This window comes from Chryseobacterium sp. SORGH_AS_0447 (assembly GCF_030818695.1).
In the GTDB taxonomy this organism is placed as follows: domain Bacteria; phylum Bacteroidota; class Bacteroidia; order Flavobacteriales; family Weeksellaceae; genus Chryseobacterium.
This window is the reverse complement of record NZ_JAUTAR010000001.1, coordinates 40,171-62,635: the sequence shown is the minus strand read 5'-3', so window position 1 is coordinate 62,635 and position 22,465 is coordinate 40,171. Positions and strand designations below refer to the sequence as shown.

Here is a 22,465-nt window from a genome sequence, read left to right as displayed (position 1 = left end):
CTTTAATTTTAAGAATTAAAAAAAATAGTAAATAATATAGATGCCAAAAATTAGATTAAATAAAGCGGTTAAGGAATTCAACATTTCGATGTCCAGGTTAGTAGAATTTTTACAGGCCAAAGGCATTGAGGTTGAAAGCAATCCTAACGCTCAATTAGAAGAAGCGGCATATTCTGCATTGGAGGCTGAGTTTGCCAAGGACGGCGAACAGCGCAAAGCTTCCCATGAGGTGGTGATCACCAAAGTTCCGGAAGAAAAGCTGGAGATTGAGGAAAAGAAAACCCCTGAAGTAATAAGAGCTAAAGCTAACAAACCGGAAACTAAAATTTTAGGTAAAATAGACTTGGAGCCTAAAAAACCTGAAGTTGAAGAAGTTCCTGCTCCGGCACAACCTGTGGCGGAAGAGAAAAAAGAAGAAGTTGCTCCTACTCCTGAAGTAAAGGCAGCTCCTGAAAAGCAGGAATTCAAAGTTCTGGATAAAATAGATTTGTCTCAGATCGAGTCTAGAAACAGACCCGTGAAAAAAGACAAACCAAAAATGGAGGAGAAAAAAGAAGAGGAAAAACCTGTGGAAAAATCAGCGCCTGTACAAGAGGTTCCAAAGCCTGTGGCTGAAAAACCTGTTTCCAAACCGGCTGAAGAAAAACCTGTGGAGCCTGTGAAAGCTGAAGAGGAATCTCAGGAACCTCAAAAAATTGAAACAGTTTATCAAAAACTTGACGGACCTAAAATTGTTGGTGAAAAAATCGACTTGACTCAGTTTGCACCTAAGCAGGGCGCAGGAGCTAAGAAGAAAAGAAAAAGAATTGAAAAGCCAGGCGGTAACAACCAGCAGGGTGGAAACAATAACCAACAAGGCGGAAATAATCAGGGTAATCGTCCGCAAGGTCAGGGTGGCCCAGGTGGAAACCGACCTTCAGGGCAAGGTGGACAAGGCGGCAACCGTTTTGGAAACAATAACCAACAGGGAGGCGGACAAGGAAACCGACCTCAAGGCCAGGGTGGACCAGGCCAGGGTGGCGGCAACCGTTTTGGTAACAACCAAGGTAATCGTCCGCAAGGCCAGGGCAACCGTCCACCAGGTCAGGGCGGCGGCAACCGTTTCGGAAACAACAGACCGGGACAAAGAACCATGCCTGTTGAATTGACCGACGAACAAGTTAAAAACCAGATCAAGGAAACCCTTGAGAAATTAACCAATAAAGGAGGTAAATCTAAATCTGCGAAACACAGAAAAGATAAAAGAAACTTCCGTAGAGAACAGGACGAGCGCCAGCAGGAGATTGATGCGGCAGACAGAACATTAAAAGTAACGGAATTCATCACAGTAGGTGAATTGGCGAGTTTGATGAATGTGTCTCCGACAGAAGTTATTTCAGCTTGTTTCTCGTTAGGAGTAATGGTTACCATGAACCAGAGACTTGAAGCGGATACCTTATTATTGGTAGCAGACGAGTTTGGTTATAAGATCGAATTCTCTGATGCGGATCTTGAAGAAGCAGAGGCAGATGAGGAAATCGATAATGAAGAGAACCTAGTACCAAGAGCACCGGTAGTTACTGTAATGGGGCACGTTGACCACGGTAAAACTTCATTGTTGGATTATATCAGAAAAACTAACGTTATCGCAGGGGAATCCGGAGGAATTACCCAGCATATCGGAGCCTATAACGTGAAGCTGGAAAATGGTCAGCGAATTACCTTCTTGGATACACCTGGTCACGAAGCCTTTACGGCGATGAGAGCAAGGGGTGCGCAGATTACGGATATTGCAATTATTGTAATTGCTGCCGATGATGATGTAATGCCTCAGACTAAAGAAGCAGTCTCTCACGCACAGGCTGCGGGAGTACCGATGATCATCGCTATCAATAAAGTTGATAAGCCGAATGCGAATCCGGATAATATCCGTCAGCAGCTTTCTGGTTTAAACCCGCCGGTTCTTGTAGAAGAGTGGGGAGGAAATGTTCAGGCACAGGAAATTTCAGCAAAAATGGGTAACAATATAGATCTGTTATTGGAGAAAGTATTGCTACAGGCAGAATTACTGGAATTGAAAGCTAATCCTGCACGTTCTGCAAACGGAGTTGTAATTGAAGCATCATTGGATAAAGGAAGAGGGTATGTAGCCACGATGTTGGTACAGTCCGGAACGCTAAAAGTCGGAGACTATGTAGTAGCAGGTAAAAACCATGGTAAAGTAAAAGCTTTGCTTGATGAAAGAGGGAAAAATCTTGCGGAAGCAGGACCTTCAATTCCTGCCACGATCTTGGGTCTTGACGGAGCGCCTACTGCGGGAGATAAATTCCGTGTTTATGCTGATGAAAGCGAAGGTAAGGCCATTGCCAACAAGAGAGAGCAGCTTCAGAGAGAATTATCCATCAGAACGAAAAAGCATACAACGCTTGAAGAATTGGGAAGACGTATTGCCTTAGGTGAATTCAAGGAACTGAACATTATCCTTAAAGGTGACGTGGATGGTTCTGTAGAAGCACTTTCTGATCAGTTACAGAGATTGTCAACAGAAGAGATCAGTGTGAAAATCCTTCACTCAGGGGTTGGACAGATTACTGAGTCCGATATTAACTTAGCTGCTGCATCCGATGCCATTATCATTGGATTCAACGTAAGGGCAGGTGCGAATGCAAAAGAACTTGCAGACCGTGAAGAAATTGAAATCAGAACCTATTCTATCATCTACAAAGCCATCGATGAAGTAAAAGAAGCGATGGAAGGAATGCTTTCTCCTGAAATTCAGGAGCAAGTGATCGGTAACGTAGAGATCAGAGAAGTATTCAAAATTTCTAAAGTAGGTACCATTGCAGGTTGTATGGTTCTTACCGGTAAAGTCACGAGACAGTCAAAAGTACGTTTGCTAAGAGACGGCATCGTTAAATTCGAAGGAGAGCTGGAAAGCTTAAAACGTTTCAAAGATGACGTAAAAGAAGTGACTAAAGGCTACGAATGCGGATTGAACCTTAAAGGATATAACGACATTGAACAAGGCGATATTCTTGAAGTTTATGAAGAAGTGGCTGTGAAGAAGAAATTGAAGTAATTGCTATAATGTCTTAAAATGATATAATAATCCCGCTCATTTTTGAGTGGGATTATTTTTTTAAAAATTTTAATTTAGAATCAGTATAAATAATTTTTTTTATATTATAAAAAAAATGTTAAAAAACAAATGTGGTATGTTTTGCTTATTGGTGGAAATAATTATGTTTAAACAAATAATAAATTAAATTAAGTTGTGATTATTTAAATTTAGTGTAATATAATTCAATAAGTATTGAGAATAATAAAAATGTTGTAATTGTTAAAATTTATTAACATATTTGCCTTTCTTAAATATTAAAATTTGTTAATATGAATGTGAAATTACGTGTACTAACGGCTGGAGTTCTATTTTTTACGGGACAGGCTGTGATTGCTCAAAATGCAAAAAATGATACTTTACCAAAAGAGAAACAAATTGAAGAAGTAGTAATTACAGGTTCTTATGGTATTAAAGTTACACCAGAACAATCAGCAGGATCACTTGTCAAAGTGTCTGGAAATGTTCTAGAAAAACCTTCTGCTGTTTCAATTGATAATATCTTGCAAGGAACTGTGGCAGGATTAATGTCAAGCGCAAGTTCAGGGCAGCCTGGAGCATCTACTATTACATTGATACGGGGAATCTCTTCCCTAACTTCAGGTAATGATCCACTGTACATTGTTGACGGTGTACCTGTTCAATCAGGAGATATTTCAGGAGCACTAACTACTCAAAATGCATTATCCCTTATAAATCCTTCTGATATAGAAGACGTACAGGTTTTAAAAGATGGCGTAGCAACTGCAATTTACGGTTCTAGAGGAGCAAACGGCGTTATCATAATTACAACTAAGTCAGGTAAAAAAGGTAGATCAAGTTTACAGTTCGTTAGCGAAATTGGTACATCAAATGTTGCTTTTGATAAATTGAAAATGTTAAATGCGCAGGAAAATGTTAATTATTTAGGGCAAGCGCTTTATAACAGATATCCTAGTACCGATCCAGTGAATGGATTTGCTGATCTTCAAGAGGCAACTGATTATGGTAAAACGGAAATTTTAAAATGGGATGGGGTTACTAATACTGATTGGAGAAAATTGACAAGAAGAAATTCTCCTATAATGAATCGGTACAACCTCAGCTATTCAGGGGGAGTTAAAGATTTTACTGTATATGCATCTCTAGGATATTTAAAACAAGAAGGCTTGTCATACGATGCTGTATTTGATCGATATACGGGCTCGCTTAAAGCAAATTGGAAAGCAACTGATAAGTTAAATGTAACACTTTCTACAAATTTATCGAGAACTGTACAAGCGGGCCCTTCAGATGCATCTTCTTTTGCAAATCCTATTTTTTCCGGAACTTTACTATCTCCAACTCAAAACCCTTATTTAAGTGATGGAAACTATAATTTAAATTTGGTATATCTTAATCCACAATTTAATCCGCTTGCATTAACCGGAACAAATTTAACTAAAGGAACATTTGACAAGGTTCTTACATCTTTAAATGTAGATTATAAGATATTACCATATTTAACCTTCAATTCAAATTTTGGTATTGATAATACAGCAGGTAATGAATTTATTTACTGGAATCCTGATTTTGGTGATGGGTATGAACCCTCAAATACGAATGGAAATGGATATTATTTCAAGAGTATGAGAAACTTTTTTACATGGAACTGGTATAACTTTTTAAATTTTAATAAAACATTTGCGGGCTTACATGATATTTCTGCTTCCGTCGGTATGGAATCTACTAAAAGGACTTTAGAATATAACACCCTTTCGAAAAGAGGATTTCCGGCAGGAACAAGAATTATGTATGCGGATGCAGCAGCTAATGTTACAGGAGCTACCGGTAGAACGGATGCATGGACTTTAGTGGGGTATATAGCAAGGGCTTCATATACATATAATAAATTTGCAACAATTACAGGATCTGCGAGAAGAGATACGTATTCCGGATATACGAAGGCTGGAAATTTTTTTGGAGTAGGTTTGAGCTTAGATCTCGGTAAAATGAATTTTTTACCGTCATATATAAATACTTTAAAACTTAGAGCAAGTTATGGAGAAAATGGTAATCAGGCAGCATCGCCATATGATAAATATCCACAATATTCTTTAACAGGGAATTATCTTCAAACCAATGCAGGTTTTATTTTAACTCCGGGAGCTCCGGACGGGCTATTTTGGGAGAAATCAAAGAAAAGAAACGTTGGAATAGACTTTTCACTTGGAGATAGGGGAGGTATTTACGGTACCTTTGATGTGTATTCAAATATCAATTCAGATCAAGTATATGATGTTCCTATCTCTCCATCAACAGGATTCAGTTCTGTTATCAGAAATCAAGCTGAAGTAAAATCAAATGGATTTGAAGGGTTATTAGGTTATAGAAAAAGTACTGATGTATTTACTTGGGATATCAAAGCAAATTATTCTTATAATGATTCCAAAGTAACTTATATAAAAGGAGATCCAACACCAACTGTTATTAGTGGATTAAAAGCTTTTTTTCCAGGTCATAATCCTTCGGAATATTACACTAGATTATGGGCTGGTGTAGACCCATCAAATGGTGATCCCTTATGGTATACCGATGAAACAAGAAGCGCAACAACGAATGACGTTAATAAGGCTAAATTGTCATTTACTGGCCAAAAAGCTTTACCTACCCATATTGCAAGTTTAATTAATGAATTTACATATAAAGGTTTTAAGTTGTCATTCATGATAAATTATCAGGGCGATTATTCTGTTTGGGATCGATGGGGGTTTGTCTATGAATCTGATGGAGCTTATCCTACAGTAAATACTACTACTGCAGCCCTATATGACTCATGGAGTCCTACTAATCCAAATGCTTCTATGCCGAAACAAGTTTTTAATGGAAATAAATCTTCGAATGCTAACTCTACCAGATATTTGTATAAAGGTGATAATATTAGATTAAGAAATGTTGAATTAGGTTATACATTTAAAGGGACTATGCTTAATATGCCTAATCTAAAAGGTATTTATGCTTATGTGAGAGGAATTAATTTATATACTTATGCATTCGATAAAAGACTCCGTTTTGATCCTGAAGCAAATTCCAATGCATTTAGTTATACCGTTTCTAATCTAGGCGTTTTTGATATGACGCAACCTAATATGCGACAATTTATTTTTGGTGTTCAAGTTGATTTCTAATTGTTAAAAAATGAAAAAATGAAAAAGATAAAAGTTTTATTAATATTATTAGCAGGGGTAACATCGTTAACTTCTTGTAAAGATGATTTTTCAGAAGAAACACCTCCTATAACCCTGCCATTGGATCAAGCTATTACTAATGAAAAAGTATTAAATTCTGCTGTAAACGGACTATATGGATTATATCAAACCAATAGTGATGGCTCTCTTAACTCTTACGGAGCGCTCATTCCAACTTTGCAGGAATTGCTTGCAGATAATGCTTTTGTGGCAATTGTAAATTCCAATAGATTTTCTACAACGCGCGATCCTAATCTTACTTTTTATACTCAAAATAGTGGAGATATTGCTACCTTATGGAACACATTGTATAAAATTATAGCAAATGCTAATTTTATTTTAAGTTATGAAGGTAAAATATCTGATGACCCTAATACTTCCGGAACTCCTCAAAATTTATTTGGTCAGGCGTATGCTGTAAGAGCTTTGGCATATTCAACGTTAGTATCATTATTTAGTGACAATTTTAATGGTTCGAATCCTGAATATGGTGTTCCTATGCCATTAGAATTCAAACCGGGAGCAAACTTGCCTAGGTCTAGTGTAAAACAAGTATATGATCAGATTTTTGCTGATTTAACAAACGCAAGTTCTAAAATTGGAACGGGTAATGGAAATAAAAAATTTAATTCAGCTGCTGTAGATGTATTGTTTTCAAGATATTATCTTGCAACTAAAAATTATGTTCAGGCTAATACTTATGCCCAAAAAGTTCTTAATAACTCATCTTACACTTTATTACCATCTTCAGGAGTAGCTAATTACTTTACTTCATCCAGTGAAAATAATTCAGAAACAATATTTCAAATTGATTATAATTCATTGGATTTACCCGGCGCAAATGATGGTATCACTGCTACATGGTCTTCGACAGGAAGATATAAACAGAATTTTGCGACGCAAACATTTTTTGCGAAAATGGGAGCCAATGATGTTAGGAGAGGAACATGGTACAGAAATACAGGGTATGTTTTAACTTTAGGTGATAATCCTAAACCAATTGATGTAATGAAATATACTACTACAGATAGGGATATTGTTGTTATAAGAAAGACGGAAGCTGTATTTAATCAGTTAGAAGCTTTGTATTATACAAATCCGGCCGATGCTCTATTAAAACTGAATAACTGGGTGAGGACTAATAGAGATAGTGGATATGTCTATACAGGAACGGGAACGGATTTATTAAATGAGATTTTAATGCAGAAAGATCTTGAATTCTTTTTAGAAGGTTTCAGATATAGTGATCTTAAAAGAAACGGAATTTCATTTCAAAATCCTCAGACACAAGTGGCTTTATCTCCAAGTAAAGTCCAATTTAGATCACTCCCAATTCCACAGTCAGAGTTGAACACTAATGCGCTTATTCAACAGTACCCAGGTTACTAATAAACAATTTTAAGTTGAATATTTTTTATACCAACCCCGCATCAAAAAATGCGGGGTTTTTATTCCCCATTATTTCTTATTTTTGCTCTACAATAATAAGAAATGAAGTACATCTTTTCCATCATACTTTTCTTCAGTCTCACAATCCGGGCCCAGGTGGTCAACAAAACAGATTCCAACCAGCTTCCCAAGGATGACACCTTAGTGATAGACTCTGGAAAGAAGGATTCTCTTAAAATATTTAAACCGACAATCAACGATTATCTGTACCAAAAGCAATTTTCAGAGAAAAAGGTTTTTGATACAGTGATGACTTTTGATAAGACCTATATCTATTCGCAGTATAATAACCGGGATAATTTCGGAAGGGCGCAGGTGGCCAATATCGGGGCAGGATTTAATCCTTTAATGTATGAAGTTATTCCTGAGCAGAATCTGGCTTTGCTTCCTACCAACAAATCGTATTGGATTCTTGGGGTCGATGATATCAACTATTACGATGTAAAAACACCAACGGCAACCTTCATTTACCATAATGCCATGAAAAATGGAGCGGCTTTAAAATCCATGTATACCCAAAACATCGGGAAACGTTTCAATTTTTCTTTGGAATACAGCGGATTGCGTTCCCAGGGGATGTATAGAAATTCGTTAGCTTCCAATAACAATACTTTATTTACAGGACATTATGTTTCTAAAAAAGGAAACTATGAATTGTTTGCACACTATCTGCACCAGAATGTCAATAACCAGGAAAACGGAGGGATTGCGGTAGACAGCCTTTTTCAGCAGGGAGATACAAACTCAAGGAACCGGCAGAATATGCAGGTAAACCTCGCTTCCTCAAGTTCACAATTTTCTTATAGAAGATACTACCTTACCCATCAGTTCGCACCGTTTAATTCTGAAAAAATTCCTTTTAAAATAAGACATACGATTTCTCATCAGGGAAATAAATATTACTACAGCCAGAATTCTCCGGAAACCTATTGGTATGATGCTCCGCAGGAACTCGTGACTGACGGTCCGCTGAGCTCAAAAAAATATTCGGATAACTTCAGCAATACGGTAAGTCTGGTTTGGGATAATGAAAGATTCAAGCTTGATGCCGGGGCCCGTTATCAGATGTTGAAATTCGGAACAAATGCAATCAATTTACCGTTGCTGCAAATCCCGACCGAGATTAAAGAAAGCCGGCTTGGAGCTGTTGGAAATCTACAGGTCAGGCTTTTTGATAAAATTCAGCTGAATTCATTTTTGGAATTTTCAAACGGAAGCCAGTTTGGGACCTATCTGAAAACAACGAATAATTTAAAGTTTGAACCGGTAAAAGATTACTTTGTTAATGCGAAAGTCAATTTCCAAAGTGCTTATCCGTCATTCAATTATTTACTGAATACTTCAATCTATAATAATTACAACTATTATCTTCAGAATGCCCAAAATCAGACAGTTTCGGAGATTGGAGGAAGTCTGGGATTGAAATGGTTCAGAACGGAACTTTTTGCCAATTATTACAGGATCGACAATTATACTTATTTCGACTCCAATGCTATGCCGCAGCAAAGCGAAAGCCCGGTAAACATTTCGCAGATCGGAGGGGATGCGACTTTCAGCTATGGCGATTTTCATCTGAATACGAGGCTGCAGTTCCAGAATGTTTTAACCAACAAAGACCTTTTACCATTGCCGGGCTTCATCGGCCGGGCCAATTTCTTTTATCAGACAAAGGCCTTTAAAAAAGCAGCAGAAATTCAGACGGGGATCAAAGTATATTATTTCTCGAAGTTTGCTTCAAGAAATTATTTTCCGATCCTTAACGAATATATTTTGCCGGATGCCGGCTCATTTTCTATCGGAGGGCAGCCGATTGCCGACATCTACTTTAATATGAAGGTTAAAAAAATGTTCTTCTTCATCGAAGGCCAACAGGTCGGAACTCTTCTTTCACACAACAAAGCTTATGCATTTCCAAGTTACCCTGTTTACGATTTCAGGTTAAATCTTGGGATTGTATGGTATTTGTTCAACTAAAATATAAACAGCGTTGAAAACGATTAATAAAATAGCTTTTCAGGATATAGAGAGCATTCCTCAATTGGTAAAGGATTTTCTGAATCAGAATATTGAAGGATTTGAAGAAAACACTTTTTCCCTGGATCATTTTAAAAAGCAGATTCACAAAAAGCAGAATTCTTTCACGGCAGATCAGAGAACTATCCTGGCGGACACGATAGAAAAGCAGCTTGCCCATCTTCAGCTTTCATCCAGACAGAGCGAAAACATAAATCACCTCAGACGGCCGGATACATTTACCATCACTACCGGCCATCAGCTCAACCTTTTTTCCGGACCTGTTTTTTTTGTTTATAAAATTTTACAAACGATTAAAACCTGCTCTTATTTAAAACAGAACTTCCCGGACTTCAATTTTGTCCCGGTTTACTGGATGGCCTCCGAAGACCATGATTTTGCGGAGATCAATCACTTTAAAACGGAAAATCATTTTTACGAAGCCAATGAAAAATCTGGAGGTCCTGTAGGACGGATTACCATTAACGATACCTTTTTTATTTCAGAATTTGAAAAAGAGTTTAAAGATTGTGTTTTTGGAACCGAATTGATTTTGATGCTGAAAGAAGCCTATAAACCCGGGAATACCTTAACGCAAGCCATTGCAACTTTAGTCAACCGGCTGTTTTCGGAATTCGGATTACTGATTTTGGATGGGGACTCAAAAGAGCTTAAAGCGCAGATCAGAGAAACTTTTAAGGATGAAATCCTTCATTTCAGTTTATTTAAAAATTCCAGAGATAAAGTAGATTTCCTGACAGAAAAATATGGAAAAGTCCAAGTGAATCCCCGTGAGATCAATTTGTTCTACCTTTCAGACACAAGGGACCGGATTGATTTTGATGGTAAAAAATACATCATTGTTGATAAAAACATCTCTTTTACGGAAGAAGAAATTCTAAACGAACTGGAAATGTCCCCTGAGAAATTCAGTCCTAATGCATTGATGCGTCCGGTATACCAGGAAACCGTTTTACCAAATCTGGCATACATTGGAGGAAATGCGGAAATCATGTACTGGCTGGAACTCAAGGATTATTTTTCAGAAATCAATATTCCGTTTCCCATTTTGATCCCCCGGAACTCCATGTTGTTTTTAAAAAAAAAGACTGTAGGGAAAATTGCTAAACTAAACCTGAAGATCGAAGACTTTTTCCGGAATTTCACGGCCGTTACCAACAACAAAATATTGGAAGATAATGCCATTCTGGAAGCGCTGCAGCAAAAAGAAAATGCATTGGTCAGCCAGTTTTCAGAATTAAAAGCCATGGCAGAAACTACCGAAAAATCGTTCGGAAACATGGTACAGGCAGAAGAAGTAAGGCAGCTGAAATCTTTTAAAAGAATGAAAAAGCGCCTTCTGCATGCTGAAAAAATAAAAAGAAGCGAACTGCTCGAAAGATTAGAGAACCTATTTTTGGATGTACATCCTTCCGGAACCTGGCAGGAAAGAATTTATAATTTCAGCGTTTTCTTTGCAGACCACGGGTATTCTTGGCTGGAAACTTGTTTAGAAGAGATGCAAATTGAGGAGTCCAAACTAATAATAGTTGCCATTTAATTTTAAAGAAGTATTTTTGCAGATATAATCACCGAATATGATAAAGAGGTTTTTTATACTATCCAGTTTATGTATGGTTTTGGGTGTCGCTGCCCAAAGATCGCATACCGTTGTAAAAGGAGATACTCCTTACAATATTGCAAAAAGATACGGACTTACGGTAGACGAACTGTTGAAAATGAATCCGGCAGTGAAAGACGGAAAGCTTGCACTGGGGGATGTCTTAACTGTTAAAAATGAAAAAGCCGCAGCCGCATCTCCAAAAACGGCAGCTTCTTCCAGACCGGCAGGCAATGCCCAGACCGGAAAAATTATTCTTCAGCCGAAACAAACCATCTATGGAATTACAAAACAGTACCGCATTTCTGAAACCGATCTTCGGAAGCTGAATCCGGAGTTGGATTCCCATATGAAAATCGGGGATGAAGTGACGCTTCCTCTGGAAAGTATAAAAAAATACGGCGGAGACCAGCAAAATACTGCAGTTACCGTTGCTCCTGCATCAAAACCTGTAGAAACAGTTGTTGAAACTCCTGTTGCCGTTGCATCGGAAGATCAATATGTCGTTCAGCAGAAAGATAATTATTACAGGATCTCAAGACAGTTCAATATTTCCAAGGAAGAATTGTTTGCCTTAAATCCCGGATTGGAAGAAAGAGGATTAAAACCCGGCGAAGCGATTAAAATAAAAAAAGCAGGCAGCAAAAGTACAGGTGCTGATGTTTTCGGGGAAAATGCAAAGACAAAAGTGGATACGGAAAACGAAAGATCCTCATCCAATACAACCACTTTCGAAGCTGATGACTATGTAACGTATACCGTTCAGCAGGGAGATACCGTCTTCTCTATCGTTAATAAATTCGGAATTACCATCGATGAGCTTGTTGCCTTAAACCCGGAGCTTTCCAGAGGATTGAGGTCGGGAATGGTTTTAAAAATAAAAAAGCTGGATCCGGCTTACGTGAAGAAAAGCGGTGATGCGTTAAGCGTTGTTATGATGCTGCCATTCGGATACAGCACGGGTGAAACCCAGTACCGTTCCATGGCATTGGATTTCCTAACAGGTGCAAAACTTGCCATTGAAAGAAACGCAGCCAACGGGCAGAAGCTGGATATTAAGATCGTAGATTCAGGAAACGAAGCATCGTTCAGGAATTCGCTTACCCAGATAAACCCTAATAATACGGATTTAATTATCGGCCCATTCTTCAAATCGAATGTAGTGGATGTTCTAGACTTTACAAAAAGCCAGAAAATCCCGATTGTCGCTCCGTTTGCCAATTCTCCGGAATTGTATAACTACAGCAACCTGATTATTGTGGAAACCAATGATCAGACGTATGCCGATAAAATCGTGGATGAAGTAAAAGCTACATTCTCCGATCAGAAAATATACATCGTTGCCGATCCCAAAAAGGAAAATGCCAACTACATCAAGGCCGGTCTTGAAAAAATATTAAAAAATCCTGCTATCAGCATCGTAAATACACCGGCGGATATCCAGCTGGATCAGAATATGATGACAGGACAGTCGGCTCCGGTAATTGCCATTCTTGCTAACGAGAGCGATGCGACGGCAGAAGCTTTTGCCAACAAGGTAATCGCTTTATCTAAGGAAGTGCAGGGTGTAAAGGCATTCAGTATGCATTATGCCCCGGTGTTCGAGAAAAAAGTGGATGATCTCAGCCAGGCTCACCTGGTTTATCTGATGGACAGAAAGGTGAATACGGAAGGAAGCTTTGAAAAAGAAATCCTTGCGGCCTATAAAAACAAATACTGCAAGACCCCTCCTAAGTTTGCCATCGTAGGTTTTGATATAGTAAACGATATGCTGACCAGGGAGAATAAAAAAGGGGAAATCTTTAAACAGATGAATAAGGTACAGACGCAGCTGGCGACAAAGTTTGAGTTTGTAAAATCCAAAGCAAACGGTGCGTATGTAAATACAGGCTACCGCGTGATCAGATTACTTCCATAAAATAACGATTTAAATCACTTTTAAAGAATATTTTTAACATTATAATTATATTTGCATAATATTTTAAAATAATACATGAAAGCACTTGTATTTCCAGGGCAGGGTTCTCAGTTCGTAGGAATGGGAAAAGAGTTGTACGATTCCAGAAAAGACATTAAGGATATGATGGAATCTGCCAATGAAATTTTAGGGTTTGATATCCTTTCCATCATGTTCAGCGGAACGGATGAAGACCTTAAAAAAACCGAGGTTACCCAACCTTCAATTTTTATACATTCCGTTGCTGCGCTGAAAGCCGTAAATGGTTTGGGCGCTGAAATGGTGGCAGGACATTCCTTAGGGGAATTTTCAGCATTGGTTGCCAATGGCGTTCTGTCTTTCGACGACGGGCTGAAGCTGGTTTCCGAAAGGGCAAAAGCGATGCAGGCGGCTTGTGATGCTAATCCGAGCTCTATGGCTGCAATTTTAGGATTGGAAGATGCTAAAGTTGAAGAAATATGTGCACAGATCAGCGGTATTGTGGTGCCTGCCAATTATAACTGTCCGGGACAGCTGGTAATCTCAGGGGAAACATCCGCCGTAGAAGAGGCTTGTACAAAAATGAAAGAAGCCGGTGCTAAAAGAGCTTTGCTGTTGCCGGTAAACGGAGCGTTTCACTCTCCTTTGATGCAGCCTGCACAGGAAAGACTGGCCGCAGCCATCGAGCAGACCAAATTCAGAAAGGCAATGATCCCGGTATATCAGAATATTACCACAACGGCGGTTTCTGATCCGGATGAAGTCAAGAAAAACCTGATTGCCCAGCTGACGGGACCTGTAAAATGGACACAGTCCGTACAGAATATGATTAAAGACGGTGCTACAAAATTCGTAGAAGTAGGACCGGGAAAAACATTACAGGGACTTATCAAAAAAATTGATGCTACCGTAGATATGGCTTCTGCCATCTAAAATTAATAGAACTCATGGGCGAGATATTTTCACCGGGAAAGCTGATGCTTACTTCAGAATATTTCGCAATGGACGGAGCTCTTGTCTTAGCGGTACCTACACGGCTGGGACAAGAGTTTTCTTTTGAAGAAGTACGGGATGCACGATCCCTTATTTTCTGGGAAGCCTTTCATCAGGGAAAAATATGGCTGAAAGCAGTGATAGACTATCGAAGCTGGCAGGTTTTAGAGACCAATATTCCCTCAAGTGCTGAATTCATTCTAAAAACCTTAAAAAACGTCCAGGCGCTTTCTTCGATCAGATTCAAAGCTGATTTTACCTACCATTTAAAAACCAATCTCCAGTTTCCGGCAAACTATGGCTTAGGCAGCAGCTCTACGTTAATGAATAATCTTGCGGAATGGGCAGAGGTTGATCCTTTCCATTTAAATAAGATAAGCCTGGGAGGAAGCGGGTATGATATTGCCGTTGCCAAAGAGAAATCGGCAGTGCTGTACCGAAGTGTTCCGGAAATTACTTATGAAAAGGTAAATTTTGATCCTCCTTTTAAAAATGACCTTATTTTTATTCATCTGAATCAGAAGCAGGACAGCCGTGAAGGAATCAGCTTTTACCGTTCAAAAAATAAGTCTCAAAAACACGTCGATGAATTTTCGGATCTTACAAGAAATATTTTACTATGTAACGAATTGGAAAATTTTTCGCAGCTAATGTTAATTCATGAGCAAAAAATATCGCATTTCCTTGAAATTCCTACAGTTAAAGAGCTGTATTTCAAAGACTGCCCGGTTTTTGTTAAAAGTCTGGGCGCATGGGGAGGAGATTTTGTGATGAGCTCAAAATTTGACGGCTTTAGGGACTATTTTTGGGGAAAAGGTTTTACCACAATTTTTGACTATTCCGATCTAGTTTATTGATTTTCAGTTTTTTATAAACTCGTTTTTTTATTTGCCATTCTGACTTATATCATTATATTTAAACCACTTTTAACAATTAATTAATATTAATTTTGTTAGACTCCAAAAAAGAAATAGAAATATAAGTAAAATGAAAAACGCTAAAATCATCCAGGATTTAGAGAAATTAGGGATTAAGGGAAACTATGAAGTCGTTTACAATCCTTCTTATGAGGAATTGTATCAGGCTGAAGTTTGTCCTGAAAATCAGGGCTTTGAAAAAGCTGAGCTTACGGAATCTGGCGCAGTATCAGTAAAAACAGGAATTTTCACAGGTCGTTCACCTAAAGACAGGTACATAGTTCAGGATGATGTTACAAGAGAAACCATTTTCTGGGACGGTAAAGTAAACCTGCCGACGACACCCGAAACTTTCAGCTCTTGTAAAGAATTAGTGCTGGACCAGCTTTCTGATGCTAAAAAAATCTATGTTGTCGATTCATTCTGCGGTACCAATGCAGATACGAGATTAAAAGTAAGGTTTATTATGGAGGTAGCGTGGCAGGCGCATTTCGTTACCAATATGTTCATCCGTCCGTCCCATTACGAACTGGAAAACTTCGGTGCACCGGATTTTACGGTAATCAACGGTTCCAAAACCACCAATCCGCATTGGGAAGAGCAAGGATTGAATTCTGAAAACTTTGTGATGTTCAACCTTACTGAAAAACTTCAGATCATCGGTGGTACCTGGTATGGCGGAGAAATGAAAAAAGGAATGTTTGCGATGATGAACTATTACCTTCCGCTAAAAGGCATGGCTTCCATGCACTGTTCGGCCAACGTAGGTGAAGAAGGAGATGTTGCCCTTTTCTTCGGTCTTTCCGGAACCGGGAAAACAACTTTATCCGCTGATCCGAAAAGATACCTGATCGGTGACGACGAGCATGGCTGGGACAACAACGGAGTTTTCAACTACGAAGGAGGATGCTACGCGAAAGTAATCGACCTTTCCGCAGAAAAAGAGCCGGATATCTTCAGAGCGATCAAAAGAGATGCGCTTCTTGAAAATGTTGTCGTGAACAACGGCATTTCCGATTACACCGACGGCTCGATCACCGAAAATACACGGGTTTCTTATCCGATTTATCATATCAATAAAATCGTATTGCCTTCAAAAGCAGGGCATGCGAAAAAAATCGTTTACCTCTCAGCAGATGCTTTCGGGGTATTGCCTCCGGTTTCCATACTGGATGAAAATCAGGCACAATACCACTTCCTTTGCGGGTATACCTCAAAATTAGCAGGAACGGAAAGAGGGATTACCGAGCCGGAACCATCTTTCTCACCGGCGTTTGGAGAAGCTTTCTTAACTTTGCACCCGACCATGTATTCTAAAACCTTAATTGGGAAAATGAAAGAACACGGCGCAAAAGCATATCTGGTAAACACCGGTTGGAACGGTACCGGAAAAAGAATTTCCCTAAAAGATACAAGAGCGATCATCGATGCCATTATAGACGGTTCTATTGAAAACGCTCCGAAAACAAGAATCCCGATCATGAACCTGGAAATACCTACCGAACTGCCGAATGTTTCCGAAGGAATTCTGGATCCAAGAGACACCTACAGCAATGCCGGTGAATGGGAAGAAAAAGCAAGAGACCTTGCCGCAAAATACATCAAGAACTTTGAACAGTACTGCAATACGGAAGATGGTAAAAAATTAATTCCTTCTGGTCCGCAATTACAAACGCAGACAACCAATTAAAATATCGAATCCTCAGCACGTAGATGCTGAGGATTTTTTTTGTAAAAATTTTATAGAAACCTTAATATTGAATCAGTAGATAAATTAATAATGTGAAAACTTATCGCTGGAAGATGGTCAGTTTAAACACCAGCCAGACTCAATATCGCCAGTCGGTATCCTTCCATTCCAAACCCTGACAGTACTGTATCCGTATGGGCTGCCGTTACCGATTTCTGCCGGAATTCTTCTCTTTTATAAATATTGCTGATATGAACCTCAACTTTTGGCTTTTGAATATTCTTTAAACAATCCGCAATCGCATACGAATAATGGGTATAAGCACCGGGATTGATCACCAGCGCATCAAAATCGGTCTTCTGGAGACAATTAATAATTTCCCCCTCGATGTTCGACTGATAATATTCCAGTTCCAGCGCGGGAAATTCGGATCTCAGTTTGTCCAGGTAATCCTCCATGGAAACAGTTCCGTAGATCTCAGGTTCCCGGGTTCCCAGCAGATTGAGATTGGGGCCGTTTACAATTAAAATTTTCATCCTATAAAATTAAAGGTTTTTCATAACACTTTAAACAACAGCAGGAAAATTTATACCATTTTACCACCTACGGTCTCACATAAATTCTCTACCTTTGGATGGATGAACCTCCTCAGATTTTTACTTGCATTCTATTTCATCGCATTGTCACTGATGCCGTGTGAAGATCTGCATAAAGAATCAGGTTCTGCGCAGACACAGCTTTCTTTTTTATCGGAGGGCTCTCATTCTAAAGATAAAGGCGATATCTGCTCCCCTTTATGTACCTGCAACTGCTGCCAGATTACGGTAACTGCTTTTAAAATAAATGCTCTACTGGAAGCTCCGGCAAAAATTCCTTCATACTTTTCAAAAAAAATCTTTTTCCGTAAAAACGATTTCGCATATCAGGTCTACGACCATATCTGGCAGCCGCCTAAGATTTAATTTCTGATTTTTTAAAAGATGCCTTCTTTGCAATTCCATTGCAGAGGATCACGGGCTATTTTTGCATCTGCCATTTTCCTAATGGCAGTCTATGAATACTTTCAAAATCCACGATGGCCTTTCTTGATATGGCGCTGTAATAAGGGCGGGTTAGTTTTAAATACCTGCTGCTATGACTTTAGTGTAAGAAGAAAGGCCGTTACGAATTAAAATCTTAATTTGTGTTAGATACCATTATACAATTCAGCATCAGAAATAAAACCGTCATCGGACTGATGACTCTGTTTCTGATCATCTGGGGTGTCTGGAGCGCTTCCAGGCTGCCCATTGATGCGGTACCGGATATTACCAACAACCAGGTACAAATCATCACTACTTGTCCCACTTTGGCAGGGCAGGAAGTCGAACAGCTCGTTACTTTTCCCATTGAGCAGAGTATAGCCAATATTCCGGATATTGAAGAAACCAGAAGTATTTCAAGGTTCGGATTATCGGTTGTGACCGTTGTCTTTAAAGAAAATGCAGACCTCTATTTTGTCCGTCAGCTGATTAATGAAAAGCTGAAGGAAGCAGCGGAACAGATTCCCAAGGGGATCGGAATGCCTGAACTCGCACCGGTAAGCACCGGCCTGGGTGAAGTTTACCAATACATTCTCCATCCGAAAAAAGGAAGCGAAAAGAAATATGATCCCAAAGAACTCCGTGCAATGCAGGACTGGATCGTGAGAAGACAGCTAAACGGAACACCGGGAATAGCAGAAATCAACAGTTTCGGAGGACAGCTGAAACAGTACGAAGTCGCCATAGATACTAACCGCCTGAGAGCAATGGGAGTAAGCATCACCGATATTTTTACGGCACTGGAAAAAAACAACCAAAACACCGGTGGTGCATATATCGATAAAAAACCGAATGCCTATTTCATCCGTGGCATCGGGATCGTGAAATCCCTGGAGGATATAAGGAATATTTCCGTTAAAAATGAAACGGGAAGCGTTCCTGTTTTTATAAAAGACGTGGCAGAAGTCCGTTTCGGAAGTGCGGTACGGTACGGAGCCATGACCTACAACGGCAAAGTAGATGCGGTAGGAGGGGTCGTCATGATGCTGAAAGGAGCCAATAGCCATGAAGTCGTAAACAACATCAAGGCCAGAATCCCGGTCATCCAGAAGTCGCTCCCAGACGATGTAGTCATCGAACCGTTCCTGGACAGGACCGATCTGGTGGGAAGGGCCATGAAAACTGTTGAGAAAAATCTCATAGAAGGAGCACTGATCGTCATTTTTGTCCTGGTCGTTTTCCTTGGAAACCTGAGAGCAGGGCTCATTGTAGCATCTGCTATCCCGCTTTCTTTATTGTTTGCGTTGGGAATGATGAATGTCTTCGGGGTAAGTGCCAATCTGATGAGCCTTGGCGCTATCGATTTCGGACTGATTGTGGACGGCGCCGTAATTATCGTTGAAGCCACTCTTCATCATCTGGGGCTGAGAAGATCCACACAAAGACTTACGCAGGCGGAAATGGATGAGGAAGTTTTTCGCTCTGCATCAAAAATCAGGAAAAGCGCGGCTTTTGGTGAAATCATTATTCTTATCGTGTATATTCCTATTCTTACCCTGGTGGGAGTAGAAGGGAAAATGTTCACGCCCATGGCCAAGACGGTAGGATTTGCCATTCTGGGAGCGTTGATCTTATCACTCACCTACATTCCGGTGATGAGCGCTTTGTTCTTATCTAAAAAGCCAATACATAAAGAAACTTTTTCGGATAAACTGATGAACAGGCTTCAGCATATCTACCAGCCTTTGTTAAGCAAAGCGGTAAAATATAAATATATCATTGTCTCTGCAACAGGGGCGGTTTTTATCGTGACTCTATTTATATTTAAAAATATGGGCGGGGAGTTTATTCCACAGCTGCAGGAAGGCGATTATGCATTTCACTGCATTCTTCCGCAGGGAAGCTCATTGAGCCAGAGCATCGAAACGTCCATGCAGGCTTCAAGGATTATCAAGCAGTTTGATGAGGTAAAAATGGTAATCGGTAAAACAGGTTCCGCAGAAGTTCCGACCGATCCGATGCCTCCCGAAGCTTCTGATCTGATTATTGTTTTAAAACCACAGGATGAATGGAAATCCAAAAAATCATACGAAGAATTATCCGATGAAATCATGGAAAAGCTGGAAGTGATTCCCGGTGTGTTTTTTGAAAAGAACCAGCCGATTCAGATGCGGTTCAATGAGCTGATGACCGGGATCCGCCAGGACGTGGCTGTCAAGATTTTCGGCGAGAACCTGGATTCCTTATCCATGTATGCGGATAAAGTCGCAAAAACGATTCAGACCGTAAAAGGAACGACAGCTCCGCAGATCGAGCGCATCAGCGGGCTTCCGCAGATTAATGTAGAATACGACCGGACAAGGATGGCCAATTACGGGCTGAACATTGAAGAAGTCAACGATGTCTTAAGCACGGCCTTTGCAGGGAAGAGTGCCGGTCAGGTGTTTGAAAACGAAAGACGTTTCGATCTGGTGGTCCGCCTCGACAGCCTTCACCGGACCCATATTGATGATGTCCGCAATCTGATGATCTCTACGCCTTCAGGAACTCAGATCCCGCTGTCCCAGGTGGCTGACATCGGGTATAAATTAGGCCCGGCGCAGATCAGCCGTGAGGAAGGGAAGCGGAGGATCGTCATCGGGTTTAACGTGAAAGACCGGGATGTGGAAAGTGTAGTGAAAGACATTCAGGCCAAGCTGGATCATATGAAATTGCCTTCAGGCTACTATTTTACCTACGGCGGGCAGTTTGAAAACTTACAGGCTGCCGCCAAAAGGCTGATGATTGCAGTTCCGGTGTCCCTGTTGCTGATTTTCATGCTGCTGTATTTTACCTTCCGTTCATTCAGGCAAGCCATCTTGATCTTTACCGCTATTCCGATGAGTGCCATCGGAGGTATTTTTGCCCTGCTCATCAGAGATATGCCCTTCAGCATCAGCGCGGGAATCGGCTTTATTGCATTATTCGGGGTTGCCGTACTTAACGGGATCGTGCTGATCGGAACTTTTAATGAACTGGAAAAAGAAGGTGAAAAGAGTGTATTGAAGAGAGTATTTGAAGGAACAAAGATCAGGCTGAGGCCGGTCCTGATGACGGCTACCGTTGCTTCATTAGGATTTTTGCCGATGGCGGTCTCTACGGGAGCTGGAGCCGAAGTGCAGAAACCGTTGGCCACTGTGGTAATCGGCGGTTTGGTAACAGCGACTTTCCTCACCCTTTTTGTCCTGCCGATGCTGTATCTCATCTTTAATGATGGAATTTCAGGAAAGAAAATAAATACAAAACCCGTGACGGCAGTTATCATATTGATGTTTTTGTTTTCCGGACCGTTCTGGAATGCGCAGGTCAGGCCAATCTCCGTGCAACAGGCGTTAGAAATGGCAGCCGGTAATAATTTAGGTATACAGTCAAAAAATGGGAGCGTACAATCGGCGGAAGCATTGAGAGGAACGGCGAAAGAACTTCCGAAGCTTAATTTCGACGCCCAGCTGGGCCAATACAACAGTCCGAAATTCGACCAATCGTTTTCCGTATCACAGAGCATTCCTTTTCCGACTCTGTTCAAAGCAAAAAAAGAATTGATCAGCGAAAATATCAGGAGCCGTCAGATCGACAGAGAAATTACTTTGAACGAACTGATGAAGCAGGTCCGGACCTATTATTACCAGATTGAGTATTTACAGTACAATCAATTAAAGCTGCAAAGCCTTGACAGCCTGTACCAGGATTTTATAAGAATTGCTACGGTTAGGTTCAAAGCAGGAGATATTAAAAAAATCGAGATCAACACTGCGGAAACCCAGAAAGGGGAGATTGGCCTTCTGCTAAATCAGAATAAAGTCTATCTGAACAACGCTTACAGCAGTCTGAAAACCCTTCTGAATACTGCTGAAAAAATTGAAGTTCCGCTTAATAAAAACTATGAACCTTTGAAAGCGGAAAACTTCTTAGACAGCACGGCAGTTGAAGGTAACCCCGTGTTAAGGTCCTTTTATCAGGAAATAGAAGTTGCGGAAAAGAACAAACAGGTTGAAAAATCCCAGGGTCTCCCGGAATTCAGTATCGGTTATACAAATCAGTCGCTTACAGGATTTCATACCAGAAACGGGCAGGAACAGTTCTACAATTCGGGAGACCGGTTTCATGCCGTAACCTTGGGTATAGCGATCCCGCTTACTTTCGGAGCTACAAAAGCACGGGTGCAGTCCCTGGAATATCAGAAACAGGCAGCGGAAACCCAGGCAAAACTTCAGGAAAAGCAGCTGCTGACCCAGCTGACAAATGCGTGGAGCCAGTATGAACAGGATGTCCTGCAATATGATTACTATGTGAAAAATGCTATCCCGAATGCTGAAAAAATTGTAAAAGCAGCGCAATTGGGGTATAAAACAGGCGAAATTTCCTATGTGGAATACCTGTTTGCCTTACGGACCGCTACCGATATCCAGCTGAAGTACCTGGAATCCATTCAGCAGGTCAATCAGTCGGTGATCACCATTAATTCAATCCTCAATAAATAAC

At 40.1% G+C, this 22,465-nt stretch carries 12 protein-coding genes; 11 read left to right on the top strand and 1 reads right to left on the bottom strand.

The window, feature by feature from the left end; all coding sequences use genetic code 11:
- Nucleotides 1-40: 40 nt before the first annotated feature.
- The 9 genes from infB (at nucleotide 41) to pckA (ending at nucleotide 16,922) form a co-directional block, all read left to right on the top strand.
- Entirely contained in the window at nucleotides 41-3,058 is a 3,018-nt protein-coding gene (gene infB, locus QE422_RS00270; protein ID WP_307454237.1) for a translation initiation factor IF-2, read from the top strand.
- Between the two features lie 311 nt (nucleotides 3,059-3,369).
- Nucleotides 3,370-6,243 carry a SusC/RagA family TonB-linked outer membrane protein gene (locus tag QE422_RS00265; RefSeq protein WP_307454236.1) on the top strand — a complete coding sequence of 958 codons (2,874 nt, stop codon included), beginning with the start codon at nucleotides 3,370-3,372 and terminating at the stop codon, nucleotides 6,241-6,243.
- Nucleotides 6,244-6,261: 18 nt separating this feature from the next.
- Entirely contained in the window at nucleotides 6,262-7,692 is a 1,431-nt protein-coding gene (locus QE422_RS00260; RefSeq protein ID WP_307454235.1) for a RagB/SusD family nutrient uptake outer membrane protein, read from the top strand.
- A 102-nt stretch (nucleotides 7,693-7,794) separates the two neighbouring features.
- The gene (locus tag QE422_RS00255; protein ID WP_307454234.1) at nucleotides 7,795-9,726 is read left to right on the top strand and encodes a putative porin; all 1,932 of its coding nucleotides are present in this window, start codon (nucleotides 7,795-7,797) and stop codon (nucleotides 9,724-9,726) included.
- A 13-nt stretch (nucleotides 9,727-9,739) separates the two neighbouring features.
- Nucleotides 9,740-11,326: a bacillithiol biosynthesis cysteine-adding enzyme BshC gene (gene bshC / locus QE422_RS00250; RefSeq protein ID WP_307454233.1), complete on the top strand. Its 1,587-nt coding sequence runs from the start codon at nucleotides 9,740-9,742 to the stop codon at nucleotides 11,324-11,326.
- A gap of 37 nt (nucleotides 11,327-11,363) precedes the next feature.
- Entirely contained in the window at nucleotides 11,364-13,304 is a 1,941-nt protein-coding gene (locus QE422_RS00245; protein ID WP_307454232.1) for a LysM peptidoglycan-binding domain-containing protein, read from the top strand.
- Between the two features lie 75 nt (nucleotides 13,305-13,379).
- Complete coding sequence (gene fabD / locus QE422_RS00240; protein ID WP_307454231.1) at nucleotides 13,380-14,255, top strand: ACP S-malonyltransferase; 876 nt, start codon at nucleotides 13,380-13,382, stop codon at nucleotides 14,253-14,255.
- A 14-nt stretch (nucleotides 14,256-14,269) separates the two neighbouring features.
- Nucleotides 14,270-15,172: a GYDIA family GHMP kinase gene (locus QE422_RS00235; protein ID WP_307454230.1), complete on the top strand. Its 903-nt coding sequence runs from the start codon at nucleotides 14,270-14,272 to the stop codon at nucleotides 15,170-15,172.
- Nucleotides 15,173-15,302: 130 nt separating this feature from the next.
- On the top strand, nucleotides 15,303-16,922 hold the full coding sequence (gene pckA / locus QE422_RS00230) for a phosphoenolpyruvate carboxykinase (ATP) (protein WP_307454229.1): 1,620 nt from the start codon (nucleotides 15,303-15,305) through the stop codon (nucleotides 16,920-16,922).
- A gap of 122 nt (nucleotides 16,923-17,044) precedes the next feature.
- On the opposite strand, the gene QE422_RS00225 is transcribed toward pckA, so the two are convergent.
- On the bottom strand, nucleotides 17,045-17,458 hold the full coding sequence (locus QE422_RS00225) for a type II 3-dehydroquinate dehydratase (RefSeq protein ID WP_307454228.1): 414 nt from the start codon (nucleotides 17,456-17,458) through the stop codon (nucleotides 17,045-17,047).
- 102 nt (nucleotides 17,459-17,560) lie between these two features.
- On the opposite strand from QE422_RS00225, the gene QE422_RS00220 reads away from it, so the two are divergent.
- Nucleotides 17,561-17,884 (top strand): DUF6660 family protein, encoded by a 324-nt coding sequence (locus QE422_RS00220; protein WP_307454227.1) that lies wholly within the window; start codon nucleotides 17,561-17,563, stop codon nucleotides 17,882-17,884.
- A 221-nt stretch (nucleotides 17,885-18,105) separates the two neighbouring features.
- Complete coding sequence (locus tag QE422_RS00215) at nucleotides 18,106-22,464, top strand: CusA/CzcA family heavy metal efflux RND transporter (protein ID WP_307454226.1); 4,359 nt, start codon at nucleotides 18,106-18,108, stop codon at nucleotides 22,462-22,464.
- Nucleotide 22,465: the final 1 nt, after the last annotated feature.

Coding starts and splice junctions, on each gene's coding strand:
- pckA (WP_307454229.1), top strand. CDS start 15,303: ATGAAAAACGCTAAAATCATCCAGGATTTAGAGAAATTAGGGATTAAG.
- QE422_RS00245 (WP_307454232.1), top strand. CDS start 11,364: ATGATAAAGAGGTTTTTTATACTATCCAGTTTATGTATGGTTTTGGGT.
- infB (WP_307454237.1), top strand. CDS start 41: ATGCCAAAAATTAGATTAAATAAAGCGGTTAAGGAATTCAACATTTCG.
- QE422_RS00260 (WP_307454235.1), top strand. CDS start 6,262: ATGAAAAAGATAAAAGTTTTATTAATATTATTAGCAGGGGTAACATCG.
- QE422_RS00220 (WP_307454227.1), top strand. CDS start 17,561: ATGAACCTCCTCAGATTTTTACTTGCATTCTATTTCATCGCATTGTCA.
- QE422_RS00235 (WP_307454230.1), top strand. CDS start 14,270: ATGGGCGAGATATTTTCACCGGGAAAGCTGATGCTTACTTCAGAATAT.
- QE422_RS00255 (WP_307454234.1), top strand. CDS start 7,795: ATGAAGTACATCTTTTCCATCATACTTTTCTTCAGTCTCACAATCCGG.
- QE422_RS00225 (WP_307454228.1), bottom strand. CDS start 17,458: ATGAAAATTTTAATTGTAAACGGCCCCAATCTCAATCTGCTGGGAACC.
- QE422_RS00265 (WP_307454236.1), top strand. CDS start 3,370: ATGAATGTGAAATTACGTGTACTAACGGCTGGAGTTCTATTTTTTACG.
- fabD (WP_307454231.1), top strand. CDS start 13,380: ATGAAAGCACTTGTATTTCCAGGGCAGGGTTCTCAGTTCGTAGGAATG.